The organism is Serratia sp. CY32780, from assembly GCF_052169135.1.
GTDB classification, from domain to species: Bacteria; Pseudomonadota; Gammaproteobacteria; order Enterobacterales; family Enterobacteriaceae; genus Serratia; species Serratia sarumanii.
Window position 1 is genome coordinate 69,347 of the sequence record NZ_JBJNLI010000004.1, and the last position, 19,522, is coordinate 88,868.

General features: G+C 61.4%; 18 protein-coding genes. 8 read left to right on the forward strand and 10 right to left on the reverse strand.

The window, feature by feature from the left end:
• Positions 1–12 precede the first annotated feature (12 nt).
• Both recQ and pldA read right to left on the reverse strand, forming a co-directional pair.
• Complete coding sequence (gene recQ / locus ACJ8HH_RS18120) at positions 13–1,845, reverse strand: ATP-dependent DNA helicase RecQ (RefSeq protein ID WP_060424201.1); 1,833 nt, start codon at positions 1,843–1,845, stop codon at positions 13–15.
• A gap of 43 nt (positions 1,846–1,888) precedes the next feature.
• The gene (gene pldA / locus ACJ8HH_RS18125; RefSeq protein ID WP_004934270.1) at positions 1,889–2,767 is read right to left on the reverse strand and encodes a phospholipase A; all 879 of its coding nucleotides are present in this window, start codon (positions 2,765–2,767) and stop codon (positions 1,889–1,891) included.
• Between the two features lie 203 nt (positions 2,768–2,970).
• On the opposite strand from pldA, the gene ACJ8HH_RS18130 reads away from it, so the two are divergent.
• Together ACJ8HH_RS18130 and rarD are read left to right on the forward strand one after the other, a co-directional pair.
• The gene (locus ACJ8HH_RS18130; protein WP_016929489.1) at positions 2,971–3,441 is read left to right on the forward strand and encodes a thioesterase family protein; all 471 of its coding nucleotides are present in this window, start codon (positions 2,971–2,973) and stop codon (positions 3,439–3,441) included.
• 65 nt (positions 3,442–3,506) lie between these two features.
• Positions 3,507–4,394, forward strand: a complete 888-nt coding sequence (gene rarD / locus ACJ8HH_RS18135) for an EamA family transporter RarD (protein WP_033636655.1) — start codon at positions 3,507–3,509, stop codon at positions 4,392–4,394.
• A gap of 16 nt (positions 4,395–4,410) precedes the next feature.
• On the opposite strand, the gene corA is transcribed toward rarD, so the two are convergent.
• Entirely contained in the window at positions 4,411–5,361 is a 951-nt protein-coding gene (gene corA / locus ACJ8HH_RS18140; RefSeq protein WP_004934262.1) for a magnesium/cobalt transporter CorA, read from the reverse strand.
• A 445-nt stretch (positions 5,362–5,806) separates the two neighbouring features.
• Here corA and ACJ8HH_RS18145 point away from each other — a divergent pair, with 445 nt between their 5' ends.
• Complete coding sequence (locus tag ACJ8HH_RS18145; protein ID WP_033636654.1) at positions 5,807–6,280, forward strand: WbuC family cupin fold metalloprotein; 474 nt, start codon at positions 5,807–5,809, stop codon at positions 6,278–6,280.
• A 46-nt stretch (positions 6,281–6,326) separates the two neighbouring features.
• Here the strand turns inward: ACJ8HH_RS18145 and uvrD are convergent, their stop codons facing one another.
• The 6 genes from uvrD to lptM all read right to left on the reverse strand — a co-directional run bounded on the left by uvrD (position 6,327) and on the right by lptM (position 12,004).
• On the reverse strand, positions 6,327–8,489 hold the full coding sequence (uvrD, locus tag ACJ8HH_RS18150; RefSeq protein WP_033649640.1) for a DNA helicase II: 2,163 nt from the start codon (positions 8,487–8,489) through the stop codon (positions 6,327–6,329).
• A gap of 78 nt (positions 8,490–8,567) precedes the next feature.
• Complete coding sequence (gene yigB / locus ACJ8HH_RS18155) at positions 8,568–9,284, reverse strand: 5-amino-6-(5-phospho-D-ribitylamino)uracil phosphatase YigB (RefSeq protein ID WP_060443773.1); 717 nt, start codon at positions 9,282–9,284, stop codon at positions 8,568–8,570.
• Positions 9,284–10,195 (reverse strand): tyrosine recombinase XerC, encoded by a 912-nt coding sequence (gene xerC, locus ACJ8HH_RS18160; RefSeq protein ID WP_016929495.1) that lies wholly within the window; start codon positions 10,193–10,195, stop codon positions 9,284–9,286. The genes yigB and xerC overlap by 1 nt, the downstream gene beginning before the upstream one ends.
• Positions 10,192–10,905, reverse strand: a complete 714-nt coding sequence (locus tag ACJ8HH_RS18165) for a DUF484 domain-containing protein (protein WP_033636652.1) — start codon at positions 10,903–10,905, stop codon at positions 10,192–10,194. Before ACJ8HH_RS18165 ends, xerC begins: the two co-directional genes overlap by 4 nt.
• Positions 10,902–11,726, reverse strand: coding sequence for a diaminopimelate epimerase (gene dapF, locus ACJ8HH_RS18170; protein ID WP_004934244.1), 825 nt, complete (start codon positions 11,724–11,726; stop codon positions 10,902–10,904). Before dapF ends, ACJ8HH_RS18165 begins: the two co-directional genes overlap by 4 nt.
• A gap of 71 nt (positions 11,727–11,797) precedes the next feature.
• The gene (lptM, locus tag ACJ8HH_RS18175) at positions 11,798–12,004 is read right to left on the reverse strand and encodes an LPS translocon maturation chaperone LptM (protein ID WP_004934241.1); all 207 of its coding nucleotides are present in this window, start codon (positions 12,002–12,004) and stop codon (positions 11,798–11,800) included.
• 78 nt (positions 12,005–12,082) lie between these two features.
• Between lptM and cyaY the strand changes: the two genes are divergently transcribed.
• Positions 12,083–12,403: an iron donor protein CyaY gene (gene cyaY / locus ACJ8HH_RS18180; protein ID WP_033649637.1), complete on the forward strand. Its 321-nt coding sequence runs from the start codon at positions 12,083–12,085 to the stop codon at positions 12,401–12,403.
• A gap of 36 nt (positions 12,404–12,439) precedes the next feature.
• On the opposite strand, the gene ACJ8HH_RS18185 is transcribed toward cyaY, so the two are convergent.
• Positions 12,440–14,992, reverse strand: a complete 2,553-nt coding sequence (locus tag ACJ8HH_RS18185; protein WP_019452546.1) for a class I adenylate cyclase — start codon at positions 14,990–14,992, stop codon at positions 12,440–12,442.
• A 316-nt stretch (positions 14,993–15,308) separates the two neighbouring features.
• Between ACJ8HH_RS18185 and hemC the strand changes: the two genes are divergently transcribed.
• From hemC to hemY, 4 genes are read left to right on the forward strand one after another with little or no spacing between them, the layout of a single operon-like run.
• The gene (hemC, locus tag ACJ8HH_RS18190) at positions 15,309–16,250 is read left to right on the forward strand and encodes a hydroxymethylbilane synthase (protein WP_004934233.1); all 942 of its coding nucleotides are present in this window, start codon (positions 15,309–15,311) and stop codon (positions 16,248–16,250) included.
• Positions 16,247–16,987, forward strand: a complete 741-nt coding sequence (gene hemD, locus ACJ8HH_RS18195; RefSeq protein WP_033636649.1) for a uroporphyrinogen-III synthase — start codon at positions 16,247–16,249, stop codon at positions 16,985–16,987. The genes hemC and hemD overlap by 4 nt, the downstream gene beginning before the upstream one ends.
• A 22-nt stretch (positions 16,988–17,009) precedes the next feature.
• Positions 17,010–18,134: a uroporphyrinogen-III C-methyltransferase gene (gene hemX, locus ACJ8HH_RS18200; RefSeq protein WP_033636648.1), complete on the forward strand. Its 1,125-nt coding sequence runs from the start codon at positions 17,010–17,012 to the stop codon at positions 18,132–18,134.
• Positions 18,135–18,137: 3 nt separating this feature from the next.
• Positions 18,138–19,334: a protoheme IX biogenesis protein HemY gene (hemY, locus tag ACJ8HH_RS18205; RefSeq protein WP_060388290.1), complete on the forward strand. Its 1,197-nt coding sequence runs from the start codon at positions 18,138–18,140 to the stop codon at positions 19,332–19,334.
• The last annotated feature ends 188 nt before the right edge of the window (positions 19,335–19,522 follow it).

Here is a 19,522-nt window from a genome sequence, read left to right on the forward strand (position 1 = left end):
GATTTATCGCCCTCAGTCTTCATCATTGTCGAGATGGTCACGGATCATCGCCATAAAGGGCGCGCCGAAACGCTCCAGTTTGCGCTGGCCGACGCCGTTGACGCTCAGCAGATCGCCGGCCTTGATCGGCATCTGTTCGGCCATTTCCAGCAGCGTGGCGTCGTTGAACACCACGTAAGGCGGAATGTTTTCTTCGTCGGCGATCGATTTGCGCAGTTTGCGCAGCTTGGCGAACAGCTTGCGATCGTAATTGCCGCCGTAGGATTTCTGGTTGGCGCTGCTGCGCGACTTCAGGCTCTGGATGCGCGGCACCGCCAGCTGCAGCGCCACCTCGCCGCGCAACACCGGACGCGCCGCCTCGGTCAATTGCAGCGCCGAGTGCATGGCGATGTTCTGGGTGATAAAGCCCAGGTGGATCAGTTGACGCAGCACGCTGGTCCAGTGTTCGGTGGTTTGATCGCGGCCGATGCCGTACACCGGCAGCTTGTCATGGCCGTATTCGCGAATGCGTTGGTTGTTGGAACCGCGCAGCACTTCCACAATGTACCCGAGGCCGAAGCGCTGGCCGACGCGGTACACGCAGGACAGCGCCTTGCGCGCGTCCTCCAGCCCGTCGTAGCGCTTGGGCGGATCGAGGCAGATGTCGCAGTTGCCGCAGTTCTCGTGCTTGCCTTCGCCGAAGTAGTTGAGCAGCACCAGACGGCGGCAGGTTTGCGCCTCGGCGAACGCGCCCATGGCGTTCAGCTTGTGGCGCTCGATGTCCAACTGCTGCCCGGCGGGTTTTTCCTCCAGGCAGCGGCGCAGCCAGGCCATGTCGGCCGGATCGTACAGCAGGATGGCTTCGGCCGGCAGGCCGTCGCGCCCGGCGCGGCCGGTCTCCTGATAATAGGATTCGATATTGCGCGGGATGTCGAAATGCACCACGAAGCGCACGTTGGGTTTATTGATGCCCATGCCGAAGGCGACGGTGGCCACCACCACCTGCAGATCGTCACGCTGGAACGCTTCCTGCACCTGCGCGCGGCGATCGTTGTCCAGCCCGGCGTGGTAGGCGCCGACGCTCAGCCCGCGGCTTTGCAGACGCGCGGCGGTGTCTTCCACCTTGGCGCGGCTGTTGCAATAGATAATGCCGCTCTTGCCGCGCTGATCCTGCACGAAGCGCCACAGCTGATCGAGCGGTTTGAATTTTTCCACCAGCGTGTAGCGGATGTTCGGCCGGTCGAAGCTGCTGACCTGCACCAGCGGGTCCTGCAGCGACAGCAGGCGCACGATATCGCCGCGGGTGGACTCGTCGGCGGTGGCGGTCAGCGCGATCACCGGCATCGACGGGAAGCGCTGTTTCAGCTGACCCAGCGCGCGATATTCCGGCCGGAAGTCATGGCCCCACTGCGAAATACAGTGCGCCTCATCCACCGCCAGCATCGCCGGCGGACAGTGATCGAGCAGGCTGAGGAAGCTTTCCATCATCAGCCGTTCCGGGGCGATGTACAGCATCTTGATGGTACCGTTGCGGCAGCCGGCCATAACGTCCAGCTGCTCCTCGCGGGTTTGCGTCGAGTTGTAGCAGGCGGCGGAAACGCCGTAGGCCAACAGTTGGTCGACCTGGTCCTTCATCAGCGAGATCAGCGGGGAAACCACCAGCGTCAGGCCGTCCATCACCAGCGCCGGGATTTGGTAACACAGCGACTTGCCGCCGCCGGTCGGCATCACCACCAGGCAATCCTGCCCGCCGATCGCGGCGTTGATAATCGTTTGTTGGCCCGGACGGAATTGCTGGTAGCCAAAGGTATCGCGCAATACCTGTTCGGCCAGCAACTCTCTGTTAATCACTGCTGCGGTTGACACACACTTCCCCATTTTTTAATCGGTACACACCCAGCGGGTATGATTACATAATATCGTTCAGCATGACACCAACGCCCACCCGTGTCTGCCGGAAGTTATAGTCGATCAGCGATTCGCCGTAGCCGCTGAACACCTGGGTATAGAAACGCACGTTGCGGGTGATCGGATAGCTCCAGCCCAGCTCCGCGCCGCCGTAGCCGCTGTTCCAGTTGTAGTGGCTGTCGACGCTGAACACGCTGTCGCCCCAGGCGTAACCGACCTTCAACCGGTAGTATCCCATGTATTTGGTGATGTCCGGGTTGTCGTCGTTGCTCGAGCTCTCCGAGAAACGGAACCAGGGCTTGAGATCCACCTGCCAGTTGCCGTTTTGCGCCATCAGCCGCGCATAGCCGCGATTCCAGCTGCGCGACGTCGGATCCGAGCGGCCGTTAGACTGATGGTTAACGCCGATTTCAACATCGCGCAGCGTCCAACCGGCAAAGCGGTAATCGGTCGCCCACCCCACGAACAACTGCGGCTCGTAGTTGGTTTCGCGGAACGGCGAAGACTCGCCGCGGTTGGACAATTGCCACCAGGAGCGCTGAGTATAAGACGCGCCGAGCACCGAGTTGTCGCCGGCAATGCCCCGCCACAGCGGAAACGCCAGGCTAAGCTGGTATTTCACCTCGTCCTTGCGCGCCTTGTCGGCCCAGTTGTACGTCTTGATGGCCTCTTTGTTGATATCGCTGGTGTCGGTGTACAGCAGGTAATTGGGATCGTAAGGATACAGCGTGAACGGATTATCGTGCTCCTGCAGCAGGTTGGCGATAATGCTGCCGCGCACCGCCGGCTTATCGTGAATCTGCTGCTCTTTGGCTTCCTCAGCCAATGCCAGCGCCGGCATCAGCAGCGTGGCGGAAACGATCCCTGACAAAATGCGCATAACCTCTCCTCACTCCAACGAAAAAGGGCAAGCCCGGAAAAAATCAGGCCATTTTACACACAAAGGAGGCTTTACCGCAGCGCAGGCCGGTTTTATTGGAATAGTCTGGAAAGCAACAAAGGTTAAGCATAAAATCAACATTCCATTAACCTGGACTGACCAGTTAGCTCCCTTAAAACGCAAAAGAAAAACGGAAACCCGCTATGTCGACCACACCACTGACCCTGGAAGCCGCCCGCCGCAAGATCGGCGAAATCTTTGTCTACCACATGCCGTTCAACCGCGAGCTTGGCCTGGAGCTACGCCGCTTCGACGATGATTACGTCGAGCTGAGCTTCACCAACCAACGCAAGCTGGTGGGCAACGCGGCACAGGAAATTCTGCACGGTGGCGTGATCGCCGCGGTGCTTGACGTCGCCGCCGGATTGGCCTGCGCCGGCGGCGTGCTGACGCGCCTGGAGCCGCTGATCGAAGAGGAGATCGCCGCCAAGCTGTCGCGCATGGGCACCATCGATCTGCGCGTCGACTACCTGCGCCCCGGCCGCGGCGAACACTTCGTCGCCTCCGCCAGCGTGCTGCGCAGCGGCAATAAGGTCGCCGTCGCGCGCGTAGAACTGCATAACCACGACGGCCTGCATATCGCGACCGCGACCGCCACCTATCTGGTCGGCTGATGATTGTGTGCGGTGGGCGTCTTCAGTACACTCACCGCATCTTACGTTCCCCACCGAGTGACGTCATGGACGCAAAGCAAACGCGTCAGGGCATTTTCTTCGCCCTGGCCGCCTATTTTATGTGGGGCATCGCCCCGGCCTATTTCAAACTGATTCAGCAAGTATCCGCGGACGAGATCCTTACCCACCGGATCATCTGGTCGTTTTTCTTCATGCTGGCGCTGATCACGCTGGGCCGCAACTGGCCGAAAGTGCGCGCCGCCTGCCAAAATCGCAAACGGCTGCTGCTGCTGGCGGTCACCGCGCTGTTGATCGGCGGCAACTGGCTGCTGTTCATCTGGGCGGTGAACAACCACCATATGCTGGAAGCCAGCCTGGGCTACTTCATCAACCCGCTGGTTAACGTGCTGTTGGGGATGCTGTTTCTCGGCGAGCGCTTTCGCCGCATGCAGTGGGTGGCCGTGGCGCTGGCGTTCACCGGGGTGCTGGTGCAGCTCTGGCAGTTCGGCTCGTTGCCGATCATCGGTCTGGGGCTGGCGTTCAGCTTCGCCTTCTACGGCCTGCTGCGCAAGAAAATCGCCATCGACGCCCAGACCGGCATGCTGATCGAAACGCTGTGGCTGCTGCCGGTGGCGGCGGCCTATCTGTTCCTGTTCGCCGACAGCCCCACCAGCCACCTTAGCGCCAACCCGTGGTCGCTGAACCTGCTGCTGGTCGCCGCCGGCATCGTCACCACCGTGCCGCTGCTGTGCTTCACCGCGGCGGCCACCCGGCTGCGCCTGTCGACGCTCGGTTTCTTCCAGTATCTCGGCCCGACGCTGATGTTCCTGCTGGCGATCACCTTCTACGGCGAAACCGTCGGCCAGGACAAACTGGTGACCTTCGGCTTTATCTGGGCGGCGCTGATCCTGTTCACCCTCGACGCGCTCTACACCCAGCGCAAGCTGCGCTGAGCCCGGCGCCGCCGGGTTACAGCCAGTTCTTGCGCTTGAAGTACAGGTAAGGGGCCAGACCGGCCAGGATCATCAAGGTGATGGCGCCCGGGTAGCCGAACGACCATTTCAGCTCCGGCATGAATTCGAAGTTCATGCCGTAGCTGGAGGCCACCAGCGTCGGCGGCAGGAACACCACCGACACCACCGAGAAGATCTTGATGATGCGGTTCTGTTCGATGTTGATGAAGCCCATCGCCGCCTGCATCAGGAAGTTCACCTTCTGGAACAGCGATTCGTTGTGCGGCAGCAGGGATTCGATGTCGCGCAGCACTTCACGCGCCTGCTCCAGCTGGCCGGTCGGCAAACGCGCCTTGCGCACCAGGAAGTTGAGCGCGCGCTGGGTATCCATCAGACACAAACGCACCTTCCAGCCGATATCTTCCAGCTCCGCCAGCGTCGATAGCGCGGCGTCGTATTCATCGCCCTGATGCCCTTCCATGATCACCCGGCTGAGCTGTTCCAGATCGCTGTAGATGTTCTCTATCTCGTCCGCCAGCTGTTCAATCTTGGTTTCGAACAGATCCAGCAGCAGTTCGTAGGCGTTGCCTTCGAGCATGGTCTGGTTGCGGGCGCGCATGCGGTACAGGCGAAACGCCGGCAGTTCACGCTCGCGCAGGGTATACAGGCGGCCGTCGCGGATGGTGAACGCCACCGTGGAGTTGCCGGCGTGATCTTCCGCATCTTCAAAGTAGAAGAAGGAGTGGATATGCAGACCGTCTTCATCTTCGAAGAAACGGGCGGAGGCTTCGATGTCGTCCAGTTCGGGACGCGTCGCCAGGCTTTGTCCCAGCTCATTCTGCACGCGCTCACGCTCGCCCTCTTCCGGCTCGACCAGATCAACCCACAGCGATGACGTGAGATCATCCGAGTCGTCCAGCTCCAGACGGGACAAGCGGCGGTTATCTAATTTAAAAGCGCTCAGCATGTGCCAAAACTCCGTGAAGGTAACGGGTGCGGACAACGCGTTGAAGCACAGAAACAGAGGGGATGCGTATCACCGATTTGTTTCAGACCATGAAGAGATCTGACTCATAGCGACGCTTTGCGGGGTCGCCGACAACCACGAAGGCTATCAGCAAAAACGGAGAGCCTTAGAAGTTATACCTGCGGCGCAGGTCAGTGAGCCAGTATCTACTGGGTGTGTCCAAGGCGTCTGTCCTCAATGATAATAGTGCGCGCATGTTACGCCGAGAAGAAAAAGCCTGTCAACACGTTAGGCGGGATAATTGCGCAACAAATCATCACGATGTTCAATGGCAAAAATGGCGCCTAAACCGTACTGAAAAAGTCGCGGCGATCGCTTACCGCCACCAAGAATGTTGCTAAGATGACATCACCCTAATGGTACGACAAGCATGCGGATTTAAACGATGAAACAGATTACCGCCCATGAACTGACCGCGATGAGCGAACAGGCCGCCAGCGTGCCCCGCCTGCGCGCGCACCGCACCTTACACGAAGAGTTGAGCGACCCGGTGCAACGCCTGGCGATCGCCATGGAACCCGGCACCTATATCCGCCCGCACCGTCACCCGCAAACCTGGGAACTGCTGACGCCGCTGCGCGGCCGTTTTGTCGTGCTGCAGTTCAACGATGACGGCGTCGTGACGCAGCGCACCCTGCTCGGCGAAGAAACCAAAGTGCTGGAGATGCCGGCATTTACCTGGCATGCGGTGTTGTCGGTCGATGCCGGCGGCGTGGTGTTCGAAGTAAAGCAGGGCCCGTATCAGGCGTTGACCGAAGAGGACTGCATGCCGTGGGCACCGCAGGAAGGCGGTGAAGGCACCGAAGCGGTGATGCGCTGGTATGCCACCGCGCAGGTCGGCGATCGCTACCCTCACTGATCCTGAACGATTGCAGGGGCTGCCCCCTGCAACGCGCCCCTCTCTTTTATACCGTTTCCAGGCGAGCGTAGGCCGCCACCAGCCACTTGATGCCCTCGCCCGGGAAGGCGATCTGCAGCCGGCTGTGCTCGCCGCTGCCCTCCAGATTGACGATGGTGCCTTCGCCAAACTTGGGATGGCGCACGCGCTGGCCCAGCTTGTAACCGGTATCGTTCTCGCTGATCGGCGTGCCCATGCGGCGGTGATTGACCGGGCGCGATACGCTGGCGCGCAGACGCACTTCTTCCACGCACTCTTCCGGCAGTTCGCCGATAAAGCGCGACGGCCGGTGGTAAACCTCTTTGCCATACAGACGGCGCGTTTCGGCATAGGTCAGCGTCAGCTTCTGCATGGCGCGCGTTACGCCCACATAGGCCAGGCGGCGCTCCTCCTCCAGACGGCCGCCTTCATCCAGCGACATCTGGCTCGGGAACATGCCCTCTTCCATGCCGACGATAAACACCAGCGGGAACTCCAGCCCCTTGGCGGAGTGCAGGGTCATCAGCTGCACCGCGTCCTGATAGGCGTCGGCCTGGCCTTCGCCCGCTTCCAGCGCCGCATGCGACAGGAACGCCTGCAGCGGCATCAGATCCTGATCTTCGTCCTGATAGCTGAACTGGCGCGTCGCCGTCACCAATTCCTCAAGGTTTTCGATGCGCGCCTGCCCCTTTTCGCCTTTCTCCTGCTCATACATGATGAACAGCCCGGAATCGCGGATCACCCGGTCGGTCTGCACGTGCAGCGGCATGTCGGCGGTTTCGTGCGCCAGCGACTCCACCAGTTCGATAAAGCGCTGCAGCGCCGACGCAGCGCGGCCGGCCAACACCTTGTCCTGCATCAGCTCGCGCGTCGCCTGCCACAGCGTCAGCTGGCGATCGCGCGCCGCCTGGCGCACCACGTCGAGGGTGCGATCGCCGATGCCGCGCGTCGGGGTGTTGACCACGCGCTCGAAGGCTGCGTCGTCGTTGCGGTTGGAAATGAGGCGCAGGTAAGCCAGCGCATCCTTGATTTCCTGGCGTTCGAAGAAGCGCTGGCCGCCGTAGATGCGGTACGGCATCGCCGTCTGCAGCAGCGCCTCTTCCAGCACGCGCGACTGGGCGTTGCTGCGGTACAGGATGGCGCAGTCGTTCAGCGCGCCGCCGTTGTCCTGCCAGGTCTTGATGCGGTTGACCACGAAGCGCGCTTCGTCGAGTTCGTTGAAGGCGCAGTAGATGGAGATCGGTTCGCCTTCGCCGCCTTCGGTCCACAGGTTTTTGCCCATGCGCCCGTCGTTGTTGGCGATCAGGGTGTTGGCCGCTTTCAGGATGTTGCTGGTGGAACGGTAGTTCTGCTCCAGGCGGATGGTTTCCGCGCCGGGGAAATCTTTCAGGAAGCGCTGGATGTTTTCCACCTGCGCGCCGCGCCAGCCGTAGATCGACTGGTCATCGTCGCCGACGATCATCACGTTGCTGTTGCCGCCCGCCAGCAGGCGGATCCAAGCGTACTGGATACTGTTGGTATCCTGGAATTCGTCCACCAGCACGTTGGTGAAACGTTCGCGGTAGTGGTTGAGGATATGCGGCTTGTTCAGCCACAGCTCGTGTGCGCGCAGCAGCAGCTCGGCGAAATCCACCAGCCCCGCGCGATCGCAGGCTTCCTGATAGGCCTGGTAGATGCGCAGCCAGGTGGCTTCTACCGGGTTGTTGTAGGTCTCGACGTGCTGTGGGCGCAGGCCCTCGTCTTTCTTGCCGTTGATGTACCACATCGCCTGACGCGGCGGCCACTGCTTCTCGTCGACGTTCAGCGCCTTGATGATGCGCTTGAGCAGCCGCAGCTGGTCGTCGCTGTCGAGGATCTGGAAATCCTGCGGCAGGTTGGCTTCCAGGTGGTGGGCGCGCAACAGACGGTGCGCCAGGCCGTGGAAGGTGCCGATCCACATGCCGCCCTGGCTGGTGCCGATCAGATGTTCGATACGGTGGCGCATTTCCGCCGCCGCCTTGTTGGTGAAGGTCACCGCCATGATCGAATACGGCGAGCAGTTCTCCACCGACAGCAGCCAGGCGATGCGATGCACCAGCACCCGCGTCTTGCCGCTGCCCGCTCCGGCCAGAACCAACAGGTTGCTGCGCGGCGCCGCCACGGCTTCACGTTGTTTTTCATTCAGGCTGTCGAGCAGATCGGAGACGTCCATAGGCACCACTAATGGTTAAGGGAAAACCCGCCGCTGACGGGTTTTTCACTGGAAATTTATACAGAGTTCTGGCAGGGATTATAACAATGCTGTCAGCGATGCCAACTGCGAAATCTCAATATGCGGCAGCAGGCGGCTGTCGGCGGCCTGCATCAGGCAGCGTTGCCGATCGTTGATCCAACAGGCCTGCAGCCCCGCGCGCAGCGCGCCGGCGACGTCGGTGGTCAGATCGTCGCCCACGTGCAGGATCTGCTCGGGCGCCACGCCCAGCCGCTCGACGGCCAGGTGATACATGTCCTGATACGGCTTGGCGCGCCCGTCCGGCCCGGAGCGCAACACGAACTGGAAGTAACCGTCCAGGCCGCACTGCGCCGGATCGGCGTTGCCGTTGGTGATCGCCACCAGCGGGTAGCGCGCGGCCAGCGCCTTCAGCGTGGCGTGGGTCGCTTGCGGCACCTCGATGCGGCTGCGCCACAGCGCGAAGTTTTGCATCGCCGCATCGGCCCCGACCGCCGCGTCGGCATCGCGCAGCCCCTGCCGGCTCAGCGCCAGATGAATGGCGCGCCAGCGCCACTGGGTGACGTCGTGGTAAATCTCCGGATCCTGCTCGCGCAGCTCCTGGCGCAGGCGGTGGAAATCCGCCGACTGGAAGCTGTTCAGACCGGGGTGGTAGCTCTGCAGGAAGGCCACCGACTGTTGTTCGGTTTGCCGGATCACCGGGCGATTGTCATACAGCGTGTCGTCCAGATCGAAAGTCAGCGCCGCCAGCGGGCGCAGCGGGCGATAAAAATGCATCAGGATTTCCCCCGTTTGGCGCGCGGATGCGCGGCATCGTACACGTTCGCCAGATGTTGAAAGTCGAGGTGGGTATAAATTTGCGTGGTGGTCAGGTTGGCGTGGCCGAGCAGCTCCTGCACCGCGCGCAGATCGCCGCTGGACTCCAGCATGTGAGTGGCGAAGGAGTGACGCAGCTTGTGCGGGTGAATATGGCTGTTGACGCCCTGTTTCACGCCCCATTCGGCGAAGCGCTTTTGCACGTTGCGCGTCGAGATGCGCCGCCCCTGATTGGACAGGAACATCGCGTCATCTTCCGGCCCGAACAGATCGCGCATCGCCAGCCAGTGTTCCAGCCAGGTGACGGCGGTGCGCCCGATCGGCAATTTGCGCTCTTTACTGCCTTTCCCCATCACCCACACCTCGCCGGCCGCCATATCGACATGGCGGCAATCCAGCCCCACCAGTTCGGAGAGGCGCAGACCGGCGCCGTACATCACCTCCAGCATGGCGCGATCGCGCACCGCCAGCGGATCGTTGAGATCGATCTCCAGCAGCTGGTTCATTTCATCGACGTCGATGTTTTTCGGCAGATGGCGGCCGCTGCGCGGCGTGCGGATGCCTTTGGCGGGGTTGGCGTGCAATACGCCCTGGCTGACCAGCCAGTCGAGGAAACTGCGCAATGAAGAAAGCCGCAGCGCCAGGCTGGCGGACTGCAGGCCGGCGCGTTTGCTGCGCGCCGCCAGCATGCGCACCCGGGCGGCGTCCAGCGCCGCCCAGTCGGTGACGCCGATCTCCTGCGCCAGGCGCATCAGCGCCGCCAGCTGGCGCGAATAGCTAAGCTGCGTCAGCGGGCTGAGTTGCCGTTCTACCTTGAGATAACGCAGAAAAGCGTCCACCGGCTGCTGCAGGCTGGGCGCAATCGGCGTCATGCGCGTTCGACCCAGCGTTCCAGCAGCGCCGGCAGCATGCGCGCCAGTTGATTGAGCATCACCGTGCCCATGCCCTGCTGATAGTGTTGCGTATCTCGGCTGCTGAAGATCACCATGCCCAGTTCGCCATCGTCGCCCAGCATCGACAGCGCCACCGAGCCAATCTGGCCAATCTGTTTGGCCTGCGGCAACAGCAGCAGCAGTTCGGGGCCGTTCAGGCCGCCGAGGTAATGTTGTTCGCTGCCCAGCCGCTGAATGCGAAACGGCTCGAACGCCGAACGCGTCAGCGCCAGATGGGTGAAATCGGAAGGCGCGCCGATCTTCCAGCGCTCGGCGAACAGGCGCACCGTGGCGCCGGCCAAACCAAAACCGCGCGCCCAGCGCTGCAGGCGGTTGAGCATGTCCTGCAGGCTGTCGGCGGTGGCCAGATCGGCCTGCAGGTGCAACAACCGGGCGAACAGCCCTTCGTTGGCGCTGGCCTGCTCCATCAGCAGCGTGATCTCTTCTTCCAGCCGCTCGATGTGATTGCGCTGGCGGGCCAGATGCCATTCCACCAGCGAAACGGTGCCGCGCACCGGGTGAGGCACGCGCATCTGCTCAACCTGGCGCGCGTTGCGAATAAAGAAATCCGGGTTCTGCAGCAGGTACTGCATCACGGTGTCGTCATCCAGCGCCAGGCCGGCGACGCTCTGTTCTTCTACGCTTTTCATAGATGAATAAATCCGTCATAGACATGGGTTGCCGGGCCGGTCATAAACAGCGGGTTGCCCGGCCCTTTCCAGCGAATATGCAGGCTGCCGCCCGGCAGTTCTACATGCACCTCTTCTGACAGCAATTCCTGTTGGATCCCCACCGCCACCGCCGCACAGGCGCCGCTGCCGCAGGCCTGCGTTTCGCCGGCGCCGCGCTCGTAAACACGCAGCTTGATATGATCGCGGCTGACCACCTGCATAAAGCCGATGTTGGCCCGTTCCGGGAAGCGCTCATGACCTTCCAGCACCGGCCCGAGCAGCTCCACCTTGGCGGTTTTTACATCGTCCACCTGCAAAACACAATGCGGGTTGCCCATCGACACCACGCCGCACAGCACGGTGTGTTCCGCGGCGCGCATGATGTAGGTCTTTTCAGCCTTGGCGGCGCGGAACGGCACCGCCTGCGGATCGAAATTAGGCTCGCCCATGTTGACGCACACCAGATCGTCGTCGGTGACGCTGAGCACCATGCGCCCGGTTTGGGTGCTGACGCGGATGTCGCGTTTGTTGGTCAGCCCTTTCAGCCGCACAAAGCGCGCGAAGCAGCGCGCGCCGTTGCCGCACTGCGCCACTTCGCTGCCGTCGGCGTTGAAAATTCGGTAGTGAAAATCCAGCTCGGGATCGTAAGGCGGTTCTACCACCAGCATCTGGTCAAAGCCGACGCCCAGGTGCCGATCGGCCAGCCGGCGGATCAGCTCAGGTGAAAAATAGACATTCTGTGTAACGGCATCGACCACCATAAAGTCGTTGCCCAGACCGTGCATTTTGGAGAACTGCATATCATACTCCGCTATCTGGACGCGCTATCCGTCTTGATTTTACGGCGGCGCTCGCCACCGTAAACAGGGTGTTACTGGTCGACCATCGACGGTTTTTGCTGAGAGCCAGACTGCTCCTGCTGGTTCTTTTGCACCTGATCGCCCGTTTGCACCGGCGGCTTGGCCGGTTTTTGGCTGGCGGGGTCGGCAGGCGGGAAGTAAAGCGGGCCTTTCAGACCACAGCCGGCGAGGCCGGTAACCAGAACGGCCATCAGCGCATAGCGTAGTTGTTTTTTCATTTGCATTAATGCCTGTAATTCATGCGTCCAAGGTCTCTATAATCGCAGGTGGATCATGAAAAGCAATAGGAATTGAATATGAACGACAGCGAGTTTCACCAGTTGGCCGACCAGCTGATGCTGAATATTGAAGAGACACTGGACGATTTTGACGGCGATGCGGATATCGATTACGAAACCAATGGTGGCGTAATGACGCTGAGCTTCGAAAACGGCACCAAAATCGTCATCAACCGCCAGGAGCCGCTGCACCAGGTGTGGCTCGCCACCAAGGCCGGCGGCTACCACTTCAACTACCGCGACGGCGCTTGGCTATGCGATCGCAGCGGGCAGCCGTTTTACCAGCTGCTCAGCGAAGCGGCCAGCGCGCAGGCCGGCGAGGAATTGCGTTTTTCCTGAGGCTAAGCAGGGCTCGGCAACCGAGCCCTTGCGGCGTCAATGCAGCTGGAACTGCTGTTTCAGCGGCTGCGCGGCGCCGTCGGCCACCGTCACGCACAGGCTGGACAGCACGTTGCTGCGGAACGGGATCACCTGCGTGCGCCCGTCGAGCTGCACGATCTGATAGAACTGCGGCAGGTTGAAGTTGATGAAGCTGGAGCCGTAGGTGAAGCGATCGTGCGAGGATGAATAGAAGCGGCTGACGTCGCGCACCAGCTCCTCTTTACTGCCCTCGCAGTGGTGGTACACCTCCACCCGATTCGACTCGTCCAGAATATAGATATTGAAGCCCTTGTCGTCTGAGGTGTCTTCGAAGAAGAACTGGATGATCCCCTCGCTGGCGAAGCCGTCCACCACCGGCGGCAAATGCACCTGATCGGTTTCCACCTTGATAGACAGGCCGTGCAGCTTGTTGTTGGAGATGGCGCCGTAAAACTCCACCGCGTTCTCCAGCTTTTGCACCGATACGCTCAGGCGCTCGAAGAACAGCCCCCAGGTCTGCCCGGCGACGCGCACCGCCTTGAAGCGGCCGGGCTCCAGGCGGGTGCTGGACAGGCGCAGCTCGATGCACTCCGACACCAGCTGCTGGATACGGGTGCGGATCAGGCCGCGCAGGTGCTGGCTGTAGCAGAACACTTCCACCGACTCCGGCGGCGCGGCGTCCTGATGCATTTTGCCGAGAATGGTTTTCAGCGCTTCCAGCACCGACTGCTCGCCGCTGAAATGCAGGGTGCGCACTTCATTCCAGGAGTTGCGGTACAGCAGATCGATGCTGCCTACCAGGCACTGCTGCTGCTGGCCGAAGCTGAACACGTCCAGCTTGCGGAAATCGAAATGCACCACCTGATTGCGGAAGGCGGCGGTCGGATCGTTTTCCAGGTTGACGATGATCGCCAGATGGCGAATTTCGCACGGGCTGTACAGCGCTTTCGGCGTCGGCGCCGGCAGGCGCAGCGGGAAGTGATGGGAGACGTCGGCCACCAGCTCCTGCAGCTTGGCGGTGTCGCACAGGTTGCCGCTCTTGATGTGCAGGCGGGTCTGCGGCGTCAGCAGGCCGTTGAAATAGGCCCAGGCCACCAGCTTGTTCAGGTAGCGGTTATATTCCAGTGGCTGATGGCTGACAATAGAATCCATGGCCGGCGCCTGATTATACAGGTACCAGCCGGTGCGGTTGGCGCGGCCAACCGGCACGTGAATAAAGGTTAAGTCGTTTTCCGACAGGTCCGGCGAAATCTGCGGGTTCACCAGCGTCACCTTGCCGGGCAGCGCTTCGAACGCCGCGTACAGTTTGCGGGTCAGCACGCCGATATCCTGCGGGCTGGCGCTGACGCTGAGGTTGTTGCGGCGAGCGAAACGGATCAGGTTGCGGTAGCTCTGCATCATCGCGTCGAGCAGCTCGTTATGCGCTTCGCGCACCCGTTCGATTTTCCAGTTGGCGCGGTTGTCCAGCATCGCCAGACGCTCTTCGCTCCAGCCCCATTCGCTGACCAGCTGGCTGAGGATCTCGCGCCGCCAGCCGACGCAGGCCTTGGCCAACGACAGCTTTTCACACACTTTCAGGTAGAAACAGCGGCGGGCCAGATCGAGGCGGGTGGTGTCGTTGATGTCGGTCAGGTAGCGGGTGACGCGCTCGAGCATCATGCAGTAGGCGTCGAGCCCGAAGCTGACGATCTCGCCCTGATGCAGGCGATGTTTGATGTCCGTCGCCAGCAGTTGGGTATTGGGGTATTCCCAGGAATAGGCTTCCAGCAGCAGGGTCTTCAGCACCGCCTTGTAAGGCGAATCGATGCTCTTGTACAGCTGCCACAGGCTGGCGCCGAAGTACTCTTCCGCCGACAGCGAACTCAGGCCGCCAAGATCCAGCCACTCGTTCGGCGTCAGCGCGCCCTGCGCGTACAGCGACAGCACGTATTCATCGTAGTGCGCTTCTTCTTCGCCCGGCACCATGTTCCACAGGATGCGCTTGCCGGCCAGGCGCACCGCGGTGCGGTAGAATTCGTCGAGCAACAGGATATGCTGCGTCGAGCCGCAGTCTTCGCCGCCCAGGCTGCCGCTTTCATTATGGCGGAAGCGGTTTTCGTCGATCAGGAAGAAGCTGACTTCCACCCCCATCGAGGCGGCCCACTTCTCAAGCAGGCTGCATTTTTGCTGCAGGCGGGTGCGTTCTTCGTTGTCCAGCCAGGACTGGTGGCAGACCCAGATGTCGAGATCCGAGCTGCAGCTTTGGCCGATAGACGAGGTGCTGCCCATCGAATAGACGCCGGTGATCGGCAGCTCGCCGCTGGCCGGTTTGTCAAACGGGCTGCCCCATTTGTCTTCTAAATCGTTCAGGTAATCTTGTTGAGTTTCATCAGGCGTGTAGAGGCAAATGCCGTGGGGAACGTTACCGTTCAGGTAACCCGGCATCAGCGGGTGGTGGTGGTGCAGTAAGGTGGGCAGCAGACTGTATACCCGTTGAAACGCGGGCTTCATAGCCGCCAGGGCGCGATCGACGCGTAGCTGATTGATCGCATCCAGTCTCTGCTTCAATGTCTCGATGTAGAGGTACAAGACGTCTCGCCTGATTATCCCGGTGTTTAGAAAAAAACCCGTATTCCATAAGCGCCGTTAGTGTAAGAAGAATATTTGGCGACTTATTGCTGGAAACGTGATCAATTTAACACCTTGCTGATTGACCGTAAAGGAGGTAACGCTTCACAATTATTGTAGCGCTTCCCTAAACGATTTACCCGCAGTGTTAACTGCCCCAAAGCACATCACACGTCCCTTTGATTCCGTTGTCCTTTTTCCGCCTCCGGCTTCTTGCACTGACAGTATTGGCTCTCAGTGGTAGGATGGATGGCGAAATATAAAAACGGTAACAAGCATGTTAGACAAAATTATTCGAATTGCCACCCGACAAAGCCCGCTTGCACTCTGGCAAGCACATTATGTGCAGCAACGTCTGATGGCCTGCCATCCCGGCCTGCAGGTCGAGTTGGTGCCGATGGTGACGCGCGGCGACGTTATTCTGGATACGCCGCTGGCGAAAGTCGGCGGTAAAGGCCTGTTTGTTAAAGAACTCGAGCTGGCGCTGCTGGAAGGCCGCGCCGACATCGCCGTGCACTCGATGAAAGACGTGCCGGTCGATTTCCCCGCCGGCCTGGGTTTGACCACCATTTGCGAACGCGAAGATCCGCGCGACGCTTTTGTTTCCAACCGTTTCGCCTCGCTCGATCAACTGCCGCAGGGCAGCGTGGTCGGCACTTCCAGCCTGCGCCGCCAGTGCCAGCTGCGTGAACGCCGCCCGGATCTGATCGTGCGCGACCTGCGCGGCAACGTCGGCACTCGCCTGGCCAAGTTGGACAACGGCGACTATGACGCAATTATTCTGGCGGTGGCCGGCCTGAAACGCCTGGGGCTGGAGCAACGCATCCGCAGCCCGCTGAGCGCCGAAGAGTGCCTGCCGGCGGTCGGCCAGGGTGCGGTCGGCATTGAATGCCGTCTCGACGACAGCGTCACCCGCGCGCTGCTGGCGCCGCTGAACCATGCGGCCACCGAAACACGCGTGCGCGCCGAACGGGCGATGAACACCCGTCTGGAAGGCGGCTGCCAGGTGCCGATCGGCAGCTATGCCGAACTGGATGGCGACAGCCTGTGGCTGCGTGCCCTGGTCGGCGCGCCGGACGGTAGCCAGATGGTGCGCGGCGAGCGCCGCGGCCCGGCCGCCGAGGCCGAACGGATGGGCGTTGAGCTGGCGGAAGAGCTGCTGGCGCGCGGCGCGCGCGAGATCCTGCGCGAAGTTTATCAGGGAAATCCGCCGGCATGACGATCCTGGTAACCCGCCCATCGCCTTCGGGAGAGCAGTTAGTGAGCCGGCTGCGCGCACTCGGCCGGGTTGCCTATCATGCACCGCTGATCGACTTCGCCCCCGGCGGCGATCTGCCGCAGCTGCCGCAGGCGTTGCAGCAGTTGAACGCCGGCGATCTGGTATTCGTGCTGTCGCAGCATTCGGTGAACTATGCCGATTCGGTCATCGGCCGCGCCGGGCTGAGCTGGCCCGCGCACCTGACTTATTACGCCATCGGCCGCACCACCGGGCTGGCGCTGCACCGCATCAGCAGTTTGCCGGTGGAATACCCGCGGGAACGCGAGATCAGCGAAACGCTGCTGCTGCTGCCGGCGCTGCAAAAGCTGGCGGGCAAACGCGCGCTGATTTTGCGCGGCAACGGCGGCCGCGAGTTGCTGGGCACGACGCTGAGCGAGCGCGGCGCCGACGTCAGCTATTATGAATGCTATCAACGCAGCCCGGTGCACTACGACGGCAGCGAGCAGAGCGCCCACTGGCAGCGCGCCGGTGTGGATACGCTGGTGGTGACCAGCGGTGAAATGTTACAACAGCTCTATACTTTAGTTCCTGATTACTATCGTTCTTCATGGCTGCTGCGTTGCCGCCTGGTAGTAGTGAGCGAACGCCTGGCTACCCTCGCCCGGGATTTGGGCTGGCGTACGATTCGGGTAGCTGACAACGCCGATAATGACGCGCTGATCCGCGCGCTACAATAATCTGACTATGGGATGTGCCACTATGACGGAACAAAATACCCCATCCGCCCCGGTTGAAGAGCCAACCACCGCGGTTGAGAGCTCCCAGCAGCCAGCCGCTGCCAGCCGCAAAGGCAAGAACACCGGCCCGGTGCTCGGCGCGATCGCTATCGTGCTGGTCATCGCCCTCGGCGCGGGCGGCTATTACCACACGCACCAGCAGGCGCAACAGCTGATCGCCGCCAATCAGGCGCTGCAGCAGCAGCTTGAAGGCGTGAAGCAGAGCCAGCAGCAGGAAAGAAATGCGCTGGAAGGCCTGTTGCAGCAGCAGGGTAAAACCCTGGACGCCGCCGATCGCGAGCAGGCGAACCTTGCGCGCCAGCTGAGCGAACTGCAGGAAAAAGTGGCGACCATCTCCGGCAGCGACGCCAAAACCTGGCTGCTGGCGCAGGCCGATTTCCTGGTGAAAATGGCCGGCCGCAAGCTGTGGAGCGATCAGGACGTGACCAGCGCCGCCGCGCTGCTGAAAAGCGCCGACGCCAGCCTGGCGGACATGAACGATCCTAGCCTGCTCGACGTGCGCCGCGCCATTACCGAAGACATCGGCACGCTTGCTACGCTGACCCAGGTCGATTACGACGGCATCATCCTCAAGGTCAATCAGCTGTCCAATCAGGTGGATAACCTGCGCTTGGCGGACAACGACACCGACGAAGCGCCGATGGATCAAAACAGCAGCGAGCTCTCCGGTTCGATCGCCGAGTGGCGGCAGAACCTGGCCAAGAGCTGGCGCAATTTCATGGCCGACTTCATTACCATCCGCCGCCGCGACGCCAGCGCCGAACCGCTGCTGGCGCCGAACCAGGACATCTACCTGCGCGAAAACATCCGTTCGCGCCTGCTGGTGGCCGCGCAGGCCATCCCGCGCCACCAGAACGAGACCTACAAGCAATCGCTGGAAACCGTCTCCACCTGGGTGCGCGCCTATTTCGACACCACCGATCCGGCGACCAAGGCCTTCCTGGAAGAGCTGGACAGCCTGAGCCAACAGTCGATCTCGATGGACGTGCCGGATCAGCTGAAAAGCCAGCCGCTGCTGGAAAAAGTGATGCAGACCCGGGTGCGCAACCTGATGACCCAGTCCCCTGCCGCTCACCAGGAGGGTTAAGCCATGTTACGCGTGCTATTTCTGTTCCTGGTGGTGATCGCCAGCGTGGTGCTCGGGCCGATGCTGGCCGGGCATCAGGGCTATGTGCTGATCCAGACCGACAATTACAATATTGAAACCAGCGTCACCGGCCTGGTGATTATGCTGGTGCTGCTGTTCGTGGTGTTGCTGGCGATCGAGTGGATCCTGCGCCGCATTTTCCGTACCGGCGCCCGCACGCGCGGTTGGTTTATCGGCCGCAAGCGCACCCGCGCGCGCCAGCAAACCAAAGCCGCGCTGATCAAGCTGGCGGAAGGCGACTACAAGCAGGTCGAGAAGCTGATGACGCGCAACGCCGACCATGCTGAACAGCCGGTGGTGAACTACCTGCTGGCCGCCGAGGCCGCACAGCAACGCGGCGACGACTTCCGCACCAATCAGTATCTGGAGCGCGCTGCCGAAGCGGCCGACACCGATCAACTGCCGGTGGACATCACCCGGGTTCGCATCCAGCTGGCGCAGGGCGAGAACCACGCCGCGCGCCACGGCGTCGATCGCCTGCTGAACCAGGCACCGCGTCATCCGGAAGTATTGCGCCTGGCGGAACAAGCCTATCTGCGCACCGGCGCCTATGCGTCGCTGCTGGAAGTGCTGCCGTCGATGCGTAAAATCGAACTCCACAGCGAAGAGCAACTGCAGGCATTGCAGCAGCAGGCTTATATCGGGCTGATGAATCAGGCGATGGCGGACGAAGGCAGCGAAGGCCTGAAACGCTGGTGGAAAGATCAGAGCCGCAAGACGCGTCACGAAGTGCCGCTGCAAATCGCGATGGTGGAACACCTGATCGAATGCAACGACCACGAACTGGCGCAGGAAATTGTGCTCGACAGCCTGAAGCGCCAATACGACGAGCGCCTGGTGCTGTTGCTGCCGCGGCTGAAATCCGGCAACCCCGAGCAGTTGGAGAAAGCGCTGCGCCAGCAGATGAAGCAGCACGGCGCGACGCCGCTGCTGAACAGCACGCTGGGGCAGCTGCTGATGAAACACGGCGAGTGGCAGCAGGCGGCCGACGTCTTCCGCGAAGCGCTGAAACAGCGCCCGGATGCCTACGACTACGCCTGGTTGGCCGATACGCTGGAAAAACTGCATCGTTCGGATGAAGCGGCGCAGATGCGGCGCGAAGGACTGATGTTGACGCTGAAACAGAACGGCGGCGAATAGCGCCCTGCACGATTGAAGAACAGCGCGGCTCTTGATGCCGCGCTTTTTTTTGCCAGTTAACATCCTGAGGCGCAAAAAAAAACACTTGCCGCAGGGCAAGTGTATAAAGAAGCAATCAGGTCTAGGACAACAGGGGCGGTGCCTCACTCAACGTTTTGCCCTGAGCGTGATGACGGGTTAGTCATCGT